Origin of the sequence: Mesorhizobium sp. LNJC405B00 (genome assembly GCF_000502615.1) — a bacterium.
Taxonomy (GTDB): Bacteria; Pseudomonadota; Alphaproteobacteria; order Rhizobiales; family Rhizobiaceae; genus Mesorhizobium.
The window spans coordinates 165,132-180,510 of record NZ_AYWC01000011.1; the positions used below are offsets into that span (position 1 = coordinate 165,132).

Below are 15,379 nucleotides of genomic sequence, written 5' to 3' on the forward strand. Positions count from 1 at the left end.
AACACGCATCATTCGAATTTCGGATCGAAGGAGAGAAGAATGGCCCCATATTGGGTCGGCACGAGCTGGAAGATGAACAAGACGCTGGCGGAGGCGCTGCAGTTCGCCGAGGCATTGGCGGCGTTCGTGCCGGGCTTCGATCCGGCGATACAGCCTTTCGTCATTCCCCCCTTCACCGCGGTGCGGCAGGTCAAGGCGGCGCTCGCCAACACCCGCGTCAAGGTCGGCGCCCAGAACATGCATTGGGCCGATGCCGGCGCCTGGACGGGCGAGATTTCGCCGGTGATGCTGAGGGATTGTGGGCTCGACCTGATCGAACTCGGCCATAGCGAGCGCCGTGAGCATTTTGGCGAGACGGACAAGATCGTGGGACTGAAAACGGCGGCGGCAGTCAGGCACGGCTTCGTACCCTTGATTTGTGTCGGCGAGACGCTGGCCGAGCGCGAGGGCGGCCGCGCCGACGAAATTCTGACCGCGCAGGTTTTGGGCGCGCTGCAGGGTCTCGCAAACAATGAGTTGTCGGCAGAGATACTCTTTGCCTATGAACCGGTGTGGGCGATCGGCGAGAAAGGCATTCCGGCCAGCGCCGACTATGCCGACAAGCAGCAGGCGCTGATCAAGCAGATCGCAGCAACCCGGTTGCCGACCGCCCCGCTTGTGCTCTACGGCGGCAGCGTCAATCCCGGCAACGCGGCCGAACTGATCGGCCAGCCGCATATCGATGGGCTGTTCATCGGCCGCTCGGCATGGCAAGCGGAAGGCTATATCGACATTCTCAAAAAGGCGTCGGCCGCCATCGCGCGCTGACCACGAAAACGAAGGAGTTAATTGCCATGAAGATCGCACTCGGAGCCGACAGCGCCGGCAAGCCGCTGCTCGATGTCATCGCCAAGCATCTCGCCACCAAGCCAGAACTGCAGGTCGTCGATCTCAGCCAGGCCGGATTCTACGCCGATATTGCCGCTGCGGTCGGCCAAGAAATTGTCGACGGCAATTACGACCGCGCCATCCTGTTTTGCGGCACCGGCATCGGCGTCAGCATCTCGGCCAACAAGGTGCCCGGAATCCGTGCCGCGCTAACCCACGACACCTATTCGGCGGAACGCGCTGCGAAATCCAACAATGCCCAGATCATCACCATGGGTGCGCGCGTCATCGGCCCCGAACTGGCCAAATCGATCGCCGACGCCTGGCTGGCCTCGGAGTTCGATCCGAACGGTCCCTCTGCCGCCAATGTGCAGGCTGTCGACAAGCTCGACGCGAAGCGCTGAGGATTCGCTCCCGACCTAGCCGGTCAAGGCGATCCGCATCGCCTCGATGACGGTTACGGCGGACGCCGCGCCTGGATCCATATGGCCAAGCGAGCGTTCGCCGACGCGGGAGGCCCGGCCCTTGGTGGCGATCATCGCCTTGGTCGCCTCCGCGCCGGCCTTTGCCGCCTCGGCTGCAGCCGCGAGGCTGCCGGCCAGCCCCTTGCCGGCGGCCAGTGCCTCACCCGCAGCCGTCGCGGCCGGCGCCCACGCATCGATCATCGTCTTTTCGCCAGGCTCGGCCTTGCCGCGATCCTGAATGCCTCTGGCCATCGCTTGGAACATAGCGACCGCGTCGGCGTCGTCGAGCGTCGCCTTGCCCTTGACGGCGGCCGCGCCGCGCATGAATGCCGTGGCATAGAGCGGGCCCGAGGAGGCGCCGACGGCGTTGAGGAACGACTTCGCCGCCGTGTTCAGCAAGATGGTCGGATCGGTGGTGCCGGTATCCAATGCGGCCACCGCATCGCGTGCCGCGGCAAATCCAAGCTCCATCGCAATGCCGTGGTCGGCATCGCCGATCACCCCGTCAAGCGCGCACAACCGATCCCGGTCGGCTGACATAGCGTCGGCGATGGCCGCGAACATCGCGGCAAGGCGGGTGGTGTCGATTGTCGTCATCTCTTGTTCCTTGCCGTTCACCAAGTTTACCCGGCGCGAAACATGGCGCAGTCGCAAGGGTGGTCGAGCATCGTTTGCAACTCGTCGTCGAGGTGGTGCAGCGTAATCGAAGCGCCGGCCATTTCGAGCGAGGTGCAGTAATTGCCGACCCAGCTTGCGTGAATGGATACACCGATATCGTCAAGCCTCTGCTTCACGCGCCGGTTCATGATGTAGAGTTCCATCAGCGGCGTCGAACCCAGCGAATTGACCAGAACGGCGACCTTCTCGCCGCGTGCCGGCGCCATCTCGGCGAGAATCCTGTCCAGCATTTCGTCAGTGATCTCGTCGGCCGTTTTGAGTTTTCCTCGTGCGATGCCGGGTTCGCCATGGATGCCCATGCCGATCTCCATCTCGTCGGGTCCGATCTCGAAATTCGGCCGGCGGGTTTGCGGCAACGAACAGGGCGCCAATGCCACGCCCATGGTGAATGTGTGGTCGTTGGCCTTCCCGGCAATGCGTTCGCATTCGTCGAAGGACAGCATCCGGTCGCAGGCAGCGCCTGCCGCCTTGAAGATGAAGAAGTTGCCGGCGACACCGCGCCTCTTGTGCCTGTCGCCAACGGGCGCGGAAGCGACGTCGTCGGTGCTCAGAACCGTGCGCACCTCGATGTCGTCCATCGCGGCCATCTCGGCCGCCATGTCGAAATTCATGACGTCGCCGGCATAGTTGCCGTACATGAACAGCACACCGGCGCCGCCGCTCGCCGCCTTGGCGCATTCGAGGATCGGGTCGGGCGGCGGAGAGGCGAAGACATTGCCGATCGCCGCCGCGTCGGCCAGCCCCTTGCCGACGAAGCCGAGAAAACTCGGCTCGTGGCCCGAGCCGCCACCAATGACAAGGCCTACCTTGCCTTGGCGCGGTCCATCGCGGGCGATGATAGAGCGCGGGCTTCCGTCAACGGCTTTGAGATGGCGGGGATGCGCAGCCAGGATGCCTTCCAGCATCTCGTCGACGGCGCGATTGCCGTCATTGATGATCTTCTTGGTTTGCACCAACGTCCTCCCGATTTGGTATTTTCATAGATGATACCGGGCGTTATCAGGCTGCCTTCGGGCGAGGGCAGGGGCGCGATGCCCACCAAACTGCCTCGATCGGCTTCGTAGCTGTTAGCAGCCGTTCTGGCAGAAGCTAAGCGGACCGAAGTGCGCGGACAATGGCGCTGTAGTGTACAAGATCGCACCACGGCTTAGAAAAGGCGGTGGCTCCCCGGGCCGGATTCGAACCAGCGACCAACCGGTTAACAGCCGGTTGCTCTACCACTGAGCTACCGGGGAATAGAGGCTCTCATGTGAGTGGCGCAGCCTATAGCAAACCCTTTTCGGCTTTGCAAAGAAGCATTTCGCATTTTTTAGCGCATTTTCACCCAATGGTTTCTGGCAATCGCCGGATGACACCACATATGAGCCGTCTTGGGCGCCGTCGGACCTTGGTCGGCGGAACCTGAAAGGCGATTGCAGCCTTTAGCGCATATGGCTTTATCGAAGGCAACCGGATCGACTTTCGACATGACTGCAGCAGACGAAAACCAGGCACCGGCGCGGAAAATCTCGGTGTTCGGGCGCGAGTTCACCATGCCGCGCTCGCGCGGGCTGAGGATCGCCATCGGTATCGTGCTGGTGTTTTTCGGCCTTCTCGGTTTCCTGCCGATTCTCGGCTTCTGGATGATTCCGCTCGGCCTTTTGGTGCTTTCCTACGAATTTGCCGCGGTGCGCCGCCTGCGGCGCCGGTTCGTCGTCTGGTGGGAACGGCGTCGCCGGCCAAATTGAAAGCGATGGCGCGCGGTCCCGGTTCAGTGGACGCTTCGCTTCCAGCCCCCCGCAGACCTTCCCCTCGAATATCTCCTTGAGAACGGCAGCCCCTGGTGTCAGCCGCGCGTTTACGGTGAAAGCCAGTTTGCACCCGCTGCGTAAAGCTGCGGGTTCGAGTTTCGCCGGTCGCGCAGCCATGCTTGAGGAGCGGCCAATATGCCGGTGCGCCAAGCGCTGAAATCGCTCGGGAACCACGTTGCGGCGGCTGATGAGGAAAGCGCGCCGGAATGCCGCGCGGACGCTTGACGACCTTTCGCTGCCACCATATTGAGTTCGCTCGCCGGGAGCGATGAGGCCTCGTGGCGGAGTGGTTACGCAGAGGACTGCAAATCCTTGCACCCCGGTTCGATTCCGGGCGAGGCCTCCAACTGGTTACATAGGAATAACAATGGTTTAGCGAAACAGGGCTCCTTCGGGGGCCCTTTTTCATGTCGCACCATGTTGCAAGTGGCTACCATTGATTACAAAGGGCTTTCTCTGACACGCGGCAATTCCGTGCGACATGAAACGCGACATGACACAAAAAACACACCGTCAGGCATCCGGGCACCTTTTGCCCGTTCCCGATTGATCTGTGAGGTTTGTCACAGACGCACCGACGTATCGGCGTAGGCCACGTTCAGTTTCCTGCAGCGGTAAAGGGAGTGCTCCGATGCTCATGAACCTTCCTATGCTTGTGAACCTTCCTCTTGTCGCAGTTGGTCCCCTTGCCGATTGGGTCCGTCATCGAGCCGAGCAGAAGGCGCTGTTGAAGGCAACGGACGAGTTGAGCGAGTCACCAGACGACATGCTCAGCGACATCGGGATTTCCCGTGACGACATCACGACGTTTGAGTTCCGCAGCCCGGTGTCGAGACGTAGGGGCTGAGCAATAAAAAGCCCGCCACTGTTGAACTGACCCCATAAAGTTGGACGGTTCATTGAGTTGGTAGGTTTAAGGGGTGGTTCCTGTATTGCACAGGGGCCAGCCCTTTCAGCGTGCTGCGCGCAAGCTTCGCCAGCTCGAGCAGCCCCTCAAGCGAATGCAACGGCCTTAACGCCTGGACGGCTTGCGCTTTTTGGGCGCGTGTCCCTGCGTTAAGGCCTCCAGTTTTTTTAGGTAGTCGTTCTCCATCCGCAGATGCTTCAGCTCAGCCAGCAGTTCTTCGCGGCTTTTGGCCTCGTCACTGGCTGCAGGCACTGCGGGGGACGGCGGCTTTGACATGGGTCGTCCTCTGGGACGTGGGCCGAGCGCCTCTATCCCGCCCGCATGATAGCGCTTCTCCCAGCCCGTCAGGCAACTGGCATTGCGGATATTGAACAATGCAGCCGTCTGCCGATACGACAGACCTTCCTCCCACATTCGCTCAAGCACCGACAGCCTGAACGCCGCGTCGTAACGACCGTACTTGGCAGATAGCCCGGCATCGCCATGCGCCTGGTACAACGCAACCCAGTTGCGAACAGTGGCCGCATCAACGCCATGCATCGACGCCGCACTCGCGCAGCTCTCATCCCCGCCTAAATAGCTATCGACAACCGAGCGCTTGAAACTCTCGCCGTGTCTGGACATTCAAAACGCCCGAAGGTTGTGTCCAACTTTCGGGGGTCAGTTCACTGTGAGGCAGCGGGTTCTCTTTCGGAAATGATGAAGTGCCTTTTACCGCCGGCCTTCATGGGGCGGGGTTGCGGATGTCTCTGGCCGGCCTTTCGAAGTCATTGAACCGAGAAACTCTTCTAGGCGTTCCAAGCGTACTCTCTTGCATCGCAGTGTGTTCGCGACGTCGTGCAGCCTAGATTGACCCTTACAACTGGCTGCGGCGATCAAGTCCATTTCGAGCCGATCGATATCGCTTCGCAGTTCGCGAGCCTCAGCTTCCCTTAAGCCCTTGATCCATCCAGCCCCGCGCATCGCAAACCCCATCCACCGACACTAGGTGGCACGATAGCAGCGAGTTTGCTAACGACCATGCCCTGGACCTTCTCGAATTTTATGCATTGCTAATATAAAAAGCCCGCCACCATGAGGCAGCGGGCTTGCGCGGCGGAAAACTTTCCGTGGCGTTAGAGCGACACCAGCACTTCCTGGGATTTCAGATCATCGCCCCACATGACGGTTTCGCCGTAAATGTCTGGACAAGGCTCTGCGTCGGCGCCTTCCTCGTCGTCGGCGTTGTCTAGCTCCAGATCATCGAGGCAGCCAAGCGACGGCTCGTCGTCTGCCGTTTCCTCCAGATCGCAATCTGCCTGCATGAGATCCAGTGCCGTTATCAGGCTCATGGCACGGTCCAGGAGGTCGTTGAGGCGTTTCTCGACAGACTGACGCCATACGCGCGGGTCGGCTCCCTGCGGCATGCCGTAGGGCTTCAGCATCCTGATGTGAGCGGTCATGACATGCGCTCCTGATCGAGGAAGGCCAGCGCCGACATCAGGATAGCTTCTGCTACCCGATCAATTAGCGAATGCTCCTGCAGAGCGTATCGCTTCTGCAACGCCCCGATTGCTCGTTGCCGGCGGCGTTGCGTGCCACAGCTTGTCATCTAGCGGCCCATAGGTTGCTGCTACATAGGCGTTCTCATTTTCCATAGTCAGGTGATGGCTCGGGATCGCTTCGAACTCTGCCAGCTTGGCATAATATTCGGCGATGGTGTCGGCGAGCGGGTCAGGAGCCTTTGCGCGCGGCGCCAGCGCTACAGCGCCCGCTATTGCCGGCAGAGAGGCCAGTCCGACGAGCAAGCCCCGCCGGTCGATGGTTGTTGCCTGTGATGTCATGTTGATGTCCCCAGGAAGAGCTGTTCAGGCCCGCATGGCGAGCAGCGCCATAGCCGGGGTTGAACACTTGCCTGGAAGACAAGCCGAACGCCTTTAAGGTTTCCCTCTGGACATAGCGTCCGCCCCCGGCTATAAAAGCCGAGTTGGACGCCCGCCAAGGCGCTCCACATGCGTCTAGGAAGCCCTGCCAGGGCCTCCAAGTCTCGCTTTTTCGGTGAAGCCGCCCCGCCAAGGGTTGCGCCGCCGTATTCCAGGTCCGGGTGTTCAGCCCACGGACACACTTTGCTTATTCGCCGATTTCGTCAAGCACTCCCTTCGGGGAGCCGGCTTGTGCTCTAGCGAACTTAGCGCGATGCTCTTGCTTCGGCGACTCCCGTATCGCGAGATCCCCCCGGCTTCCTGCCTTAGCTTCGTGCTCCAGTTCCCACTGGCTCGCCTCTGGAACCATTTATCCCTTGTAAACTTGTAGTCCATAGGATACGTAAGCATGATCGAAGTCCGAGAGACCGACGACTACTCCGATTGGTTCAAATCACTCAAAGACATACAAGCTCGCGCTAGGATTCTCGCGCGGTTGTCGCGTGTTTCGCAAGGCACCTTGGGTGATGTCGCGCCTGTTGGAGAAGGGGTAAGCGAGTTTCGGATTCACTACGGCGCAGGCTATCGGGTCTATTTTATCTCTCGGGGTACGACTGTCATCATCCTGCTTGGTGGCGGCGACAAGAGTACGCAGAAAGAAGATATCGCAGCCGCAAAGGCATTAGCGAAGAAAGTGTAGGAGTGATCTCATGACCCTAAAGACGAAACGCTGGGACGCATCAGAGCACCTCGACAGCGAAGAAATGATCTTCGCTTACATCAACGCAGCATTCGAGGAATGTGATCCCGCAGTCGTTACAGCTGCTATCGGCGACATAGCGCGCGCTCGGGGAATGACAAACATCGCGAAATTGGCGGGAATGTCACGGGAAAGTCTGTACAAGGCTTTAAGCGCGGACGGAAATCCCGAATTCGCCACGATCATGAAAGTGCTGAAGGCGCTTCAGCTGCATCTAACTGTGGCTGCCGATCCAAAGAACAACGATAATTTGGCTGACGCCTAAGCTCTGGCGGGGGTTCGTTTACTGCCCCCGCCAATTCCTTCATTATTGGCGGGTTGTCCTGTACCGCCGCCTCAGTTCGGCCAACACGAACGTTTCCGATGCTGTAGGAACAGCCTCCGGTCATGCTGCTCTTCCAGCGGCTCCGGCTCTCGATCGGTGTCACCGTCCATGGCGTCCAGCATCGCAATCAGATGCTCGATCGTGGCTTCAATGCGGTCGCGGAAGGTGCTCAATGGACGCTCCCCCACTGAACGGAGAGCGTGCCGCCGAGTTCGTGGATGGCGCGCACGATGCAGTTATAATTTGCGGTCCCACGCTTTCCTCGCCAGCGTTTGTTCTTGAAATAGCGCTTGGCATTGGCGAACTCATCGAGGTCAGCCATCGAGATGTTCTGCCGCCAACACTCCTCGCGCAGTGTGTCCAACAGGCCGATGCCGGTCGTCTCGTAAGGCTTACGCGGTCTTGAAAGCTTTTGCTGCGAGCCACGGTCGAAAATAGCACGCGATCCATCTCGGGAAACGCTTCGTACAGCACCTTAGTGGTAGCCGTGCGATACAGCTTGCGGAACAGCGTGTCTCTCTTAGCTGTCCATGTGCTGCTCTTGGTGATTCCGATGCTCACGCACCGGCTCTTGATCGCGCAGCGGCTGCGGTGGGGAAGCGCTCTTGATATAGCGGCATAGTCGAGATAACCGTCCCGGCAAATGCCGTCTTCAGCGTCTGTCCACAGCTTGTAGCCTCTGCATGTCACACCCTGCTTTTGGATCCTTCTTCTGGTCTTGTCCCCGATCGCTTGATGGCGGGCGGCGTTCGCTAGGTACATCAGGCACTCTCCTCTTCATGTGTGTTTTGATCCCTGGAGGTTTGAACCCGACCGCGTCGAACGTTGCGCCGTCGACGCCATGTTTCGGCGCCGCTGCGAATTGTCATAGTGGGTGAACAAAACTGTGCCCGTGAATCCCGCTGTTATCCCCCGCCCATGAACATTATTCCGCTCTACATAGCCGCCATCGCCCTCCTGATGCTCGCTGGCGCGGTCTGACGCTATCGGCAGCGCGACATGTCTTAAGCGGGGGAGCGGCTAGCTGGTCGAGCGTCCAGCCTATTTTGGTAAATGCGCAAGAGTACGTCGCGAGCAGTCTCGGCGCGTTCTCGCGTGCAGCCCATAAGTATTTTTCCGCCCAAGGTTGCGGGCTCGTCGGCAACGTGATCCCATACCATCCAAGCGCCGGCCGGATCGAGAATGCAACTAAATCTATCTGGGCTTTCTTCCATCGACCCATCCCCAATGGGTGGGAGCGTTTCATTATTTTAGCAATCACGCAAGTAATGACCGGCGCGACACCACTATTTCGTTTGGTCAAAGTTAATTGGAGTGCAGAGGAAAGCCTAGCGTACCAGTTGAATGGAATTTTATTAAAATGCCCTTCAAATCAGTATTTGCGGAGTGAGAGGCTAATGCCTCTTCGGCGCACTGTGCCATGGTAGGCTGCTGTTGTTTGGTGCGTGGCGCAGCATCCCGTCCGCTTCACGGTGTTTGGCGGCGACATTTCAATTCCGCGGCAATTTGTGGATCTCCAATCTTACGGGTCCGCCCCGATCGCAGTAGGTGCAGAACAAGGCCCTCTCGACCGAACTGAAAAGCGCGCCCTTGCGTAACCGTCCAGGCGCTTGGTCGCCTGATGGTCGATGCTGGCACGGTCCAGATGGTGAAAAAATACCGCCGGCCGAAGGGAACGGAGCCGCTGCTGCAGAAGCCTGCCTAGATGTTTGCTCCCAGGCTTTGATGGTGCATACTTTTCGTCCGAATCAAAGGATGCGCTATGGGCCAGGTTCTTCATGGGAGCGCCANTACACGACGCTCTTCCGATCTCTAGATGTTTGCTCCCAGGCTTTGATGGTGCATACTTTTCGTCCGAATCAAAGGATGCGCTATGGGCCAGGTTCTTCATGGGAGCGCCACGACGACAGAGGCGATCCGTCGAGCGATACAGCATAGTCAAGAGAGCCTGAGGGCGCTGGCGAAGCGCTACGGCATCAATCAGAAGACGGTTAGGAAGTGGAGGAACCGGACGTCGGCCGCCGATCTCCCGACTGGCCCCAGAGATCCGAAGTAGACAGTGCTATCGACTGAGGAAGAGGCGGTCATCGTCGCCTTTCGGCGTNCCGACTGGCCCCAGAGATCCGAAGTAGACAGTGCTATCGACTGAGGAAGAGGCGGTCATCGTCGCCTTTCGGCGTTATACGCTGCTGCCACTGGACGATTGCCTCTATGCTCTCCAACCGACGATCCCGCATCTGTCGCGGTCATCCTTGCATCGCTGCCTGCAGCGTCACGGGATAGGCAGGTTGCCGGATGTCGAGGGCGACAAGCCGGCAAGGAAGAAGTTCAAGGCCTATCCAATCGGCTACTTCCATATCGACGTCGCCGAGGTCCGAACCGAGCAGGGCAAGCTGCATATGTTCGTGGCCATAGATCGGACCTCGAAGTTCGCTTTCGTCGAGCTGCACGAGAAGGCAACGACAGCGGTCTCCGCCGATTTCCTGCGCCATCTTCTTGATGCTGTCCCTTACAAGATCCACACAGTGCTTACCGACAACGGCATTCAGTTCACGACCCCAGGTGCCGGCGGCTCGGCCGTTCCGCTGATCAAGGAAGCCATGGCGGCGGGAGAAATCATATGGGCGCACGCCTTCGAACATACTTGCGCCAAGGCCGATATCGACCACCGAACGACAAAGCCAAGGCACCCATGGAACAACGGCCAGGTCGAACGCATGAACCGCACGATCAAGGATGCGACCGTCAAACGCTTCTACTACGAGAGCCATGACCAACTGCGCCAGCATCTCGCCGATTTCGTCTTAGCCTATAATTTCGGCCGTCGACTGAAGACCCTCAAGGGCCTCACGCCCTTTGAATACATCTGCAAAATCTGGACAAAAGAGCCCGAACGATTCAGGCTCGATCCAACCCATCAAACCTTGGGACTAAACATCTAGTGGGACTTTGTCGCATCACGAGATCGGTCACATATCGAGAGTTTATTGCGAGAAGAGGCCAGCGCTTGACACGCGGCGACTCCCTCTGGCCTGCCGGCTTTCGTCATTCAGAAAGCCGAGCAATTGGCTTTCTGTCCGCTACGCGGACCACTCCTCAACCCCCTCAAGGGCCCCTCAAGGGGGAGATCAAGCTCCACCCGTTCCCGACCGCAGCTCTTCCCTGCCCTCGTCATCACGGCGCAGCCTGGAATCGGAGATCAGCACCACCAGGCACCGGCAGCGCTGCAGCAGGCCGGTGGCCGTCTCGCCGAAGAAGAGCTCCTCGCCGGTGCGCCGCGCCACGCCCATGACGATCAGTGCCGCTCCCCTGCCCGCCTGGCGGGGAATGGCATCGGCGGCGGCGACGCGGCTGCGGATGGCGGTCTCGATTTCGACGCCAAGCGGTCGGCAAGTGCTACGATATCCTTCAGCACTGCCTCCCTGCGGCGATGCGATATGAAGTCGCGGGCCGCCTCGTCCGCGAGCACCTTGGCAGGCGCTTTCTTTTCGCGCGATATTGCCATCGTTTTCCTTTCCATTCACGGGGCTCAGCGTGTGAGGCGCAAGCGGGAGGGTCGGGATGCAGATTTTCGATCACATCGAGGCGCTGCTGGATGCGGGTGAAGTCTCGACGGCACTTAAGGAAGTGCGGGCGCTGGTGCATCAATTTGGGCCCGGGTCCAATGTCTTGGCGGGCGCGGTCGGTGACCTCATTATTGACCTGTCGACGCTATCATTCGTCGCCGATGCTTACGGAGGCCGCATCGCAGAGGCGGCGCGCATCTTGGCCCGAAAAAGACTATTGAAAATCAAGTTGCTCGCACCTCGTCAAAGCGTTGAAGTGGTCAGCTAGAGATTGGTGGTCGCTACGAAAAAGGTGTAGACCTGCTCGGTGCTCCGACGCATCGAAACCTCTCGCCATCATCGGTTCCGTACGGACGAAAGAGCCGCCTGACCCTGCGACCAGATGAAAGCCTGGACTTGCGGCAGACCGCAAGCAGTTGGAGCTTGAATTGCCGACACACTCTCAGGAACCGTTGCCGGGATCGCACTCCATTGGTCGTCGGCCCAGATCCGGCGCGCCTCGCTTAAGGTGCCGGTCGAATATGGCCAGCTTCTCTTCGTAGCCGAGCCGCACTCTGGACCTGCAGCTATCGCATTTGAAACCGGCAATCGTTTTCAGCCAGGATCCCCTTCTCACCATAGGGCGTGAACAGGAGGGGCATTGGAATTCTAAAGGTACGTCGCGCAGTTCATTTGATAGAGGCACTGTGCATGTTCTCCTCAGCGGCACGGCCACTGCAACAAAGTAGAAGGAGAAATGTTTCCGGCTTCGGCCATTTGCGCGAAAGAATCGGACCTAAGTCTAAATGGTGAGCGGCCTGAAACCCATTCGCCTTGCTATCGGCCTTTGCGTCGGAAATTGAAATAGCGAGGGTGATCGAAGGCGGCCCCGGGCGTGAGGCTGGCAAGTGGGGCCAAGACGGCGGCGGTAAAGTGGAGCCTGTGGCGATCAAATAACCGGTTCGCCCAGAATCTCGTTCACCCAGCTCATAGTTCTCAGCCCGTATGCCATTCCGGCGCAGTCGGCAAACCAGTCGAAGACACTCATGTCACGCCCTGTGACGCATTGAAGGATTTCGATCGCTGCGCCCGTTAAAGCAAGTAGAACCGCCAGCCGGACCACCTGTTGGGGCCAGCCGAGGCTACCCAAAGCCGACAAGGTGACGAACGCGGCGGCGTGGTTGAGCTTGTCGTGATGAGACGTAAAGGCCAATCCGAGGGCGTGCAGCAAGTGGTCTGGCAATAGCGCGAGCAACAGGACGACCGCCAACGTGGAGAGAAAGGCAGCCCTTGCCATGCTCTGATAAAAGCTCGACTGCGGCAATCTATCCGCAGCACTCCCGGTTCCTAGTTCTCGCTTCCGATACTGGTGCACTAGGCAGAGCTCCAACCTGCATCTGAGCTACGAGCGCGAACAACTGGCATGCTTAACAGGCCTCCTGATGTCATCAGGAAGTTCCATGAAACAGCCTATGTCACTCTGGATGGTTCCATAGGCGCTGCGAATGTCGCCCTCCATTGTGATGAGGCCGAGGGTTTCCTGCCGAAAAGGCGCGGCGGAATAGGCGAGCCATTGGTACCGCTTGCGCCCAGGTGCGATGCGTATCGTGCTGGGCGGGAGCGGAACTCTTCCAGCCTTGGCCCGGCTGTGCAGCCGGGCCGACGCCCTTCTGAATTCAATTATCGCCGGCGTCGCGGCTAACAGACGAAACCGCTGTTTAGTCTGGTCATTCCTGCCTTGGTGATCTCGCCTCTACATATTCCAATCCTAGACGCTAGGCCAGCAGCGGCCACTCGCGGCTGTCCATCAACAATCCCAAACATCAGGTCGCGGTTATATACAAAAAAGCCGGCCACCTTTCGGCAGCCGGCCAGTGCAAACAAGGAAGGGAACGTTGCACTGATGGGTCAGTGCACCGTCCGAAGCGTTTCCAGGCGACAATGTTCCACCGATGAGAGAACAAAGAAGGCTTCACCGCCAGCGCACATTCCCCTTAGCCGCGCTGTGTTGCCGTCGCCTGGTGTCTAAAGGCCTTTAACCAGCCACGGATCGGTGTCGTATCCGAGGCGCGGCTTTTCCGGCGTTCCACCGGCCGGCAATTTGGCGGTTCCGGTCGGCCTGCAGTCCAGCTCGAGCACCTGCTTCTTGGCCGAGTGCTTCGTAGAGCAAAGGTCCGTGGCGTCACTCACCACCACCTTCTTCTCCTTGGCAACAGCGACACCAGTCCCAGCGATCACGATCGCCGCACAAAACGCAGCAACTCTCATCATACTTCCCCACCGTTGCGCCTCCGCAAAAGGCTGAGCATGACGTAACGGCACTTTTAAATTAGCGCAAGCGAATATTAGCTGCCTAGTCCCTTCACATCGGCTCTGGTCGCCTCCCCTTGCTGCCGGCGCCTTGCGATACCGGCAGCGCGATATGCTAGGATGGGCGCATGCCTGCTCAGACCGGGCGGCCGCTGTTAATGACTTGAGCTTGACATGGCAGAAGGCTGCAACCGTCAAGTTTCCCAAGTCGTCCTGGCGATGAACGATCGCGTCGAGGATCGCTTACCAAGCGGCGTTTACTAAGTTCCGCTGGTGCAGCCCTGCGCGCTCACACCATAACCACGTGATGACAAATCAGCCATGTGTGTGGCGCGGCGGGCTTGTTCCGCTTGTGGCCGGCGCCTACCCACCCGGGTTCCCCAACCATGGCGTCGGCCATTTTCGTTCTCTCAGCGATTATGGGCCTTTGCTATCGGCCTATGTGTTGGCCTTGGATGGCGAGATCGCGGTTAGATCGCCTCGTTCGTTTGNCTGGCGTTGGCAGGAGGCGCATATGTTCGCCAGCCGGCGGATACCACACCGCCCCACCGGTCAGGCCCAGCGCGTCCGCTGCAAAGTCCCCGCAGACCGCTGCTGGGCCGCTGGCGGGCAGCGGCTACTTGCTGACGTCCAATCCACCAAGCCAGTTTCGATCAGCTCGCACCCAGTGAAATCGCGCACCAGGGCCTTGGCTAAATCGCGCCATTGACACTCAGGCGTACCCGTTTCCCCTACTAGGGCTCGGAATGCAGAGCGGAGAACGTCGGCTTGAAACGCGGAGACGGCAACAGTAGACGGGTCGCCATCTTCCCAGCCTAGCGCCACGTCGTGACGACGCTGACCAAGGCGCTTCAGAAGCTCGCGTGAGGCTCGGATGGCCCTGCGCGATTGATCCATGTCCCGGCGAAATGTGGGCGGGTTCCGCCATGGACTTCTGGCGCATCAGCAAGGTGGCCGTAGTGGCCGCTCGAGCGATATCTATGGGCGTTGCAACCATCGCAGCCTCCCAGAAAAGGCAATGGCAAACGACACATTAATAAGCTCGCCGAAACTCTCTCTGCAATGAAAGAGTTGTACGAATTTTACCAACCCTCACCTTCGGTGATGCCGGGCCGCTACTATCCTCGCTCATGTTCTGTCATCGCAATGAAGGACGACATCTCCGAGCACCCGTAGCACACCTGTTGTATGGAAAAAGCTGTAGGCGTCTATAGGTGCCCGGGGAATCCGCCGTTTGTTTGCGTTGTGGAGCGGGACAAAGCAGGTTTCCTCACTCAGGCCGCCTACCGTGAAGCGGGGCACAAGCCCGACTTAGACGCATTGCCTTGGGAAGCTGAATACAGGGCCGCCAACTCAACCAAGCCGGCCGTATCCTAGCTAGCAACCAGGGGCACCGTGACGGTCGTGGCGTAATTTATCGGATACTGGTCGAAATACGGGAAAGCGATGACGAAAGCATAGCTGGCGGTCAGATGCGCCATCTTGAAACCGCCGCTGGCAGGGTCGGTCGCGATCGTCACAATGACGTTCTTCAGACCCAGGTTCACCAATCTCTGCGTGGCGATAGCCTGGATGTCGCTCTGCGAAAGCGTGTTGTTCAGCTGCAGCGCCCGGGAAGAGGTTTCCNTTTCTGCGTGGCGATAGCCTGGATGTCGCTCTGCGAAAGCGTGTTGTTCAGCTGCAGCGCCCGGGAAGAGGTTTCCAGTGTATAGCGGACGGTCGACACGGCATTCATGGCCCAGCCGAAGGCGAAGATTCCGAACAAAAGCATCACCAGGAAAGGCGCGATCAAGGCGAATTCCAGCCCGGCTGCGCCGGAGCAGTCACGGCGC

General features: G+C 59.3%; 19 protein-coding genes, 2 tRNA genes and 1 pseudogene. 9 read left to right on the forward strand and 13 right to left on the reverse strand.

Annotated elements, in window-relative coordinates; genetic code table 11:
• Window positions 1–39 precede the first annotated feature (39 nt).
• Window positions 40–807: a triose-phosphate isomerase gene (locus tag X756_RS145270; protein ID WP_023730753.1), complete on the forward strand. Its 768-nt coding sequence runs from the start codon at window positions 40–42 to the stop codon at window positions 805–807.
• Between the two features lie 26 nt (window positions 808–833).
• Window positions 834–1,271, forward strand: coding sequence for an RpiB/LacA/LacB family sugar-phosphate isomerase (locus X756_RS145265; RefSeq protein WP_023730754.1), 438 nt, complete (start codon window positions 834–836; stop codon window positions 1,269–1,271).
• Between the two features lie 15 nt (window positions 1,272–1,286).
• Here the strand turns inward: X756_RS145265 and dhaL are convergent, their stop codons facing one another.
• The 3 genes from dhaL to X756_RS145250 all read right to left on the reverse strand — a co-directional run bounded on the left by dhaL (window position 1,287) and on the right by X756_RS145250 (window position 3,244).
• Entirely contained in the window at window positions 1,287–1,928 is a 642-nt protein-coding gene (gene dhaL / locus X756_RS145260) for a dihydroxyacetone kinase subunit DhaL (protein WP_023730755.1), read from the reverse strand.
• 26 nt (window positions 1,929–1,954) lie between these two features.
• Complete coding sequence (locus X756_RS145255) at window positions 1,955–2,962, reverse strand: dihydroxyacetone kinase subunit DhaK (protein WP_023667709.1); 1,008 nt, start codon at window positions 2,960–2,962, stop codon at window positions 1,955–1,957.
• 207 nt (window positions 2,963–3,169) lie between these two features.
• Window positions 3,170–3,244, reverse strand: a tRNA-Asn gene (locus X756_RS145250).
• Between the two features lie 231 nt (window positions 3,245–3,475).
• Between X756_RS145250 and X756_RS0134980 the strand changes: the two genes are divergently transcribed.
• The 3 genes from X756_RS0134980 (at window position 3,476) to X756_RS145240 (ending at window position 4,646) form a co-directional block, all read left to right on the forward strand.
• On the forward strand, window positions 3,476–3,736 hold the full coding sequence (locus X756_RS0134980; RefSeq protein WP_027050334.1) for a PGPGW domain-containing protein: 261 nt from the start codon (window positions 3,476–3,478) through the stop codon (window positions 3,734–3,736).
• A 335-nt stretch (window positions 3,737–4,071) separates the two neighbouring features.
• A tRNA-Cys gene (locus X756_RS145245) sits at window positions 4,072–4,145 on the forward strand.
• Between the two features lie 285 nt (window positions 4,146–4,430).
• Window positions 4,431–4,646, forward strand: a complete 216-nt coding sequence (locus X756_RS145240) for a hypothetical protein (RefSeq protein WP_023730756.1) — start codon at window positions 4,431–4,433, stop codon at window positions 4,644–4,646.
• Window positions 4,647–4,811: 165 nt separating this feature from the next.
• Here the strand turns inward: X756_RS145240 and X756_RS145235 are convergent, their stop codons facing one another.
• The 3 genes from X756_RS145235 to X756_RS145225 form a co-directional block, all read right to left on the reverse strand.
• Window positions 4,812–5,330: an IS3 family transposase gene (locus X756_RS145235; RefSeq protein WP_023730757.1), complete on the reverse strand. Its 519-nt coding sequence runs from the start codon at window positions 5,328–5,330 to the stop codon at window positions 4,812–4,814.
• 491 nt (window positions 5,331–5,821) lie between these two features.
• Window positions 5,822–6,148, reverse strand: a complete 327-nt coding sequence (locus X756_RS145230; RefSeq protein WP_023730758.1) for a hypothetical protein — start codon at window positions 6,146–6,148, stop codon at window positions 5,822–5,824.
• 60 nt (window positions 6,149–6,208) lie between these two features.
• Window positions 6,209–6,529, reverse strand: a complete 321-nt coding sequence (locus X756_RS145225; protein WP_023730759.1) for a hypothetical protein — start codon at window positions 6,527–6,529, stop codon at window positions 6,209–6,211.
• A 487-nt stretch (window positions 6,530–7,016) separates the two neighbouring features.
• Here X756_RS145225 and X756_RS145220 point away from each other — a divergent pair, with 487 nt between their 5' ends.
• Complete coding sequence (locus X756_RS145220; RefSeq protein ID WP_023730760.1) at window positions 7,017–7,307, forward strand: type II toxin-antitoxin system RelE/ParE family toxin; 291 nt, start codon at window positions 7,017–7,019, stop codon at window positions 7,305–7,307.
• Between the two features lie 10 nt (window positions 7,308–7,317).
• Window positions 7,318–7,632 (forward strand): addiction module antidote protein, encoded by a 315-nt coding sequence (locus X756_RS145215; RefSeq protein ID WP_023730761.1) that lies wholly within the window; start codon window positions 7,318–7,320, stop codon window positions 7,630–7,632.
• 71 nt (window positions 7,633–7,703) lie between these two features.
• Here the strand turns inward: X756_RS145215 and X756_RS1000000168920 are convergent, their stop codons facing one another.
• The gene (locus tag X756_RS1000000168920) at window positions 7,704–7,865 is read right to left on the reverse strand and encodes a hypothetical protein (protein WP_023730762.1); all 162 of its coding nucleotides are present in this window, start codon (window positions 7,863–7,865) and stop codon (window positions 7,704–7,706) included.
• Window positions 7,862–8,014, reverse strand: coding sequence for a hypothetical protein (locus X756_RS1000000168925; protein WP_156941405.1), 153 nt, complete (start codon window positions 8,012–8,014; stop codon window positions 7,862–7,864). Before X756_RS1000000168925 ends, X756_RS1000000168920 begins: the two co-directional genes overlap by 4 nt.
• A gap of 1,551 nt (window positions 8,015–9,565) precedes the next feature.
• Here X756_RS1000000168925 and X756_RS0135000 point away from each other — a divergent pair.
• Window positions 9,566–10,634 (forward strand): annotated as a pseudogene (locus X756_RS0135000) (IS481 family transposase).
• A 186-nt stretch (window positions 10,635–10,820) separates the two neighbouring features.
• Here the strand turns inward: X756_RS0135000 and X756_RS1000000168930 are convergent.
• Window positions 10,821–11,216: a universal stress protein gene (locus X756_RS1000000168930; protein WP_031238982.1), complete on the reverse strand. Its 396-nt coding sequence runs from the start codon at window positions 11,214–11,216 to the stop codon at window positions 10,821–10,823.
• 37 nt (window positions 11,217–11,253) lie between these two features.
• On the opposite strand from X756_RS1000000168930, the gene X756_RS145210 reads away from it, so the two are divergent.
• Entirely contained in the window at window positions 11,254–11,526 is a 273-nt protein-coding gene (locus tag X756_RS145210; protein ID WP_023730766.1) for a hypothetical protein, read from the forward strand.
• Between the two features lie 660 nt (window positions 11,527–12,186).
• Here the strand turns inward: X756_RS145210 and X756_RS145205 are convergent.
• From X756_RS145205 to X756_RS1000000170590, 4 genes are all read right to left on the reverse strand, one after another.
• Window positions 12,187–12,561: a VanZ family protein gene (locus X756_RS145205; RefSeq protein ID WP_023730767.1), complete on the reverse strand. Its 375-nt coding sequence runs from the start codon at window positions 12,559–12,561 to the stop codon at window positions 12,187–12,189.
• Window positions 12,562–13,262: 701 nt separating this feature from the next.
• Window positions 13,263–13,505 carry a hypothetical protein gene (locus X756_RS145200; RefSeq protein WP_156932487.1) on the reverse strand — a complete coding sequence of 81 codons (243 nt, stop codon included), beginning with the start codon at window positions 13,503–13,505 and terminating at the stop codon, window positions 13,263–13,265.
• Window positions 13,506–14,920: 1,415 nt separating this feature from the next.
• Window positions 14,921–15,094 (reverse strand): hypothetical protein, encoded by a 174-nt coding sequence (locus X756_RS1000000170020; protein WP_245264553.1) that lies wholly within the window; start codon window positions 15,092–15,094, stop codon window positions 14,921–14,923.
• A gap of 50 nt (window positions 15,095–15,144) precedes the next feature.
• On the reverse strand, window positions 15,145–15,339 hold the full coding sequence (locus tag X756_RS1000000170590) for a TadE/TadG family type IV pilus assembly protein (RefSeq protein WP_348529831.1): 195 nt from the start codon (window positions 15,337–15,339) through the stop codon (window positions 15,145–15,147).
• Between the last annotated feature and the right edge of the window lie 40 nt (window positions 15,340–15,379).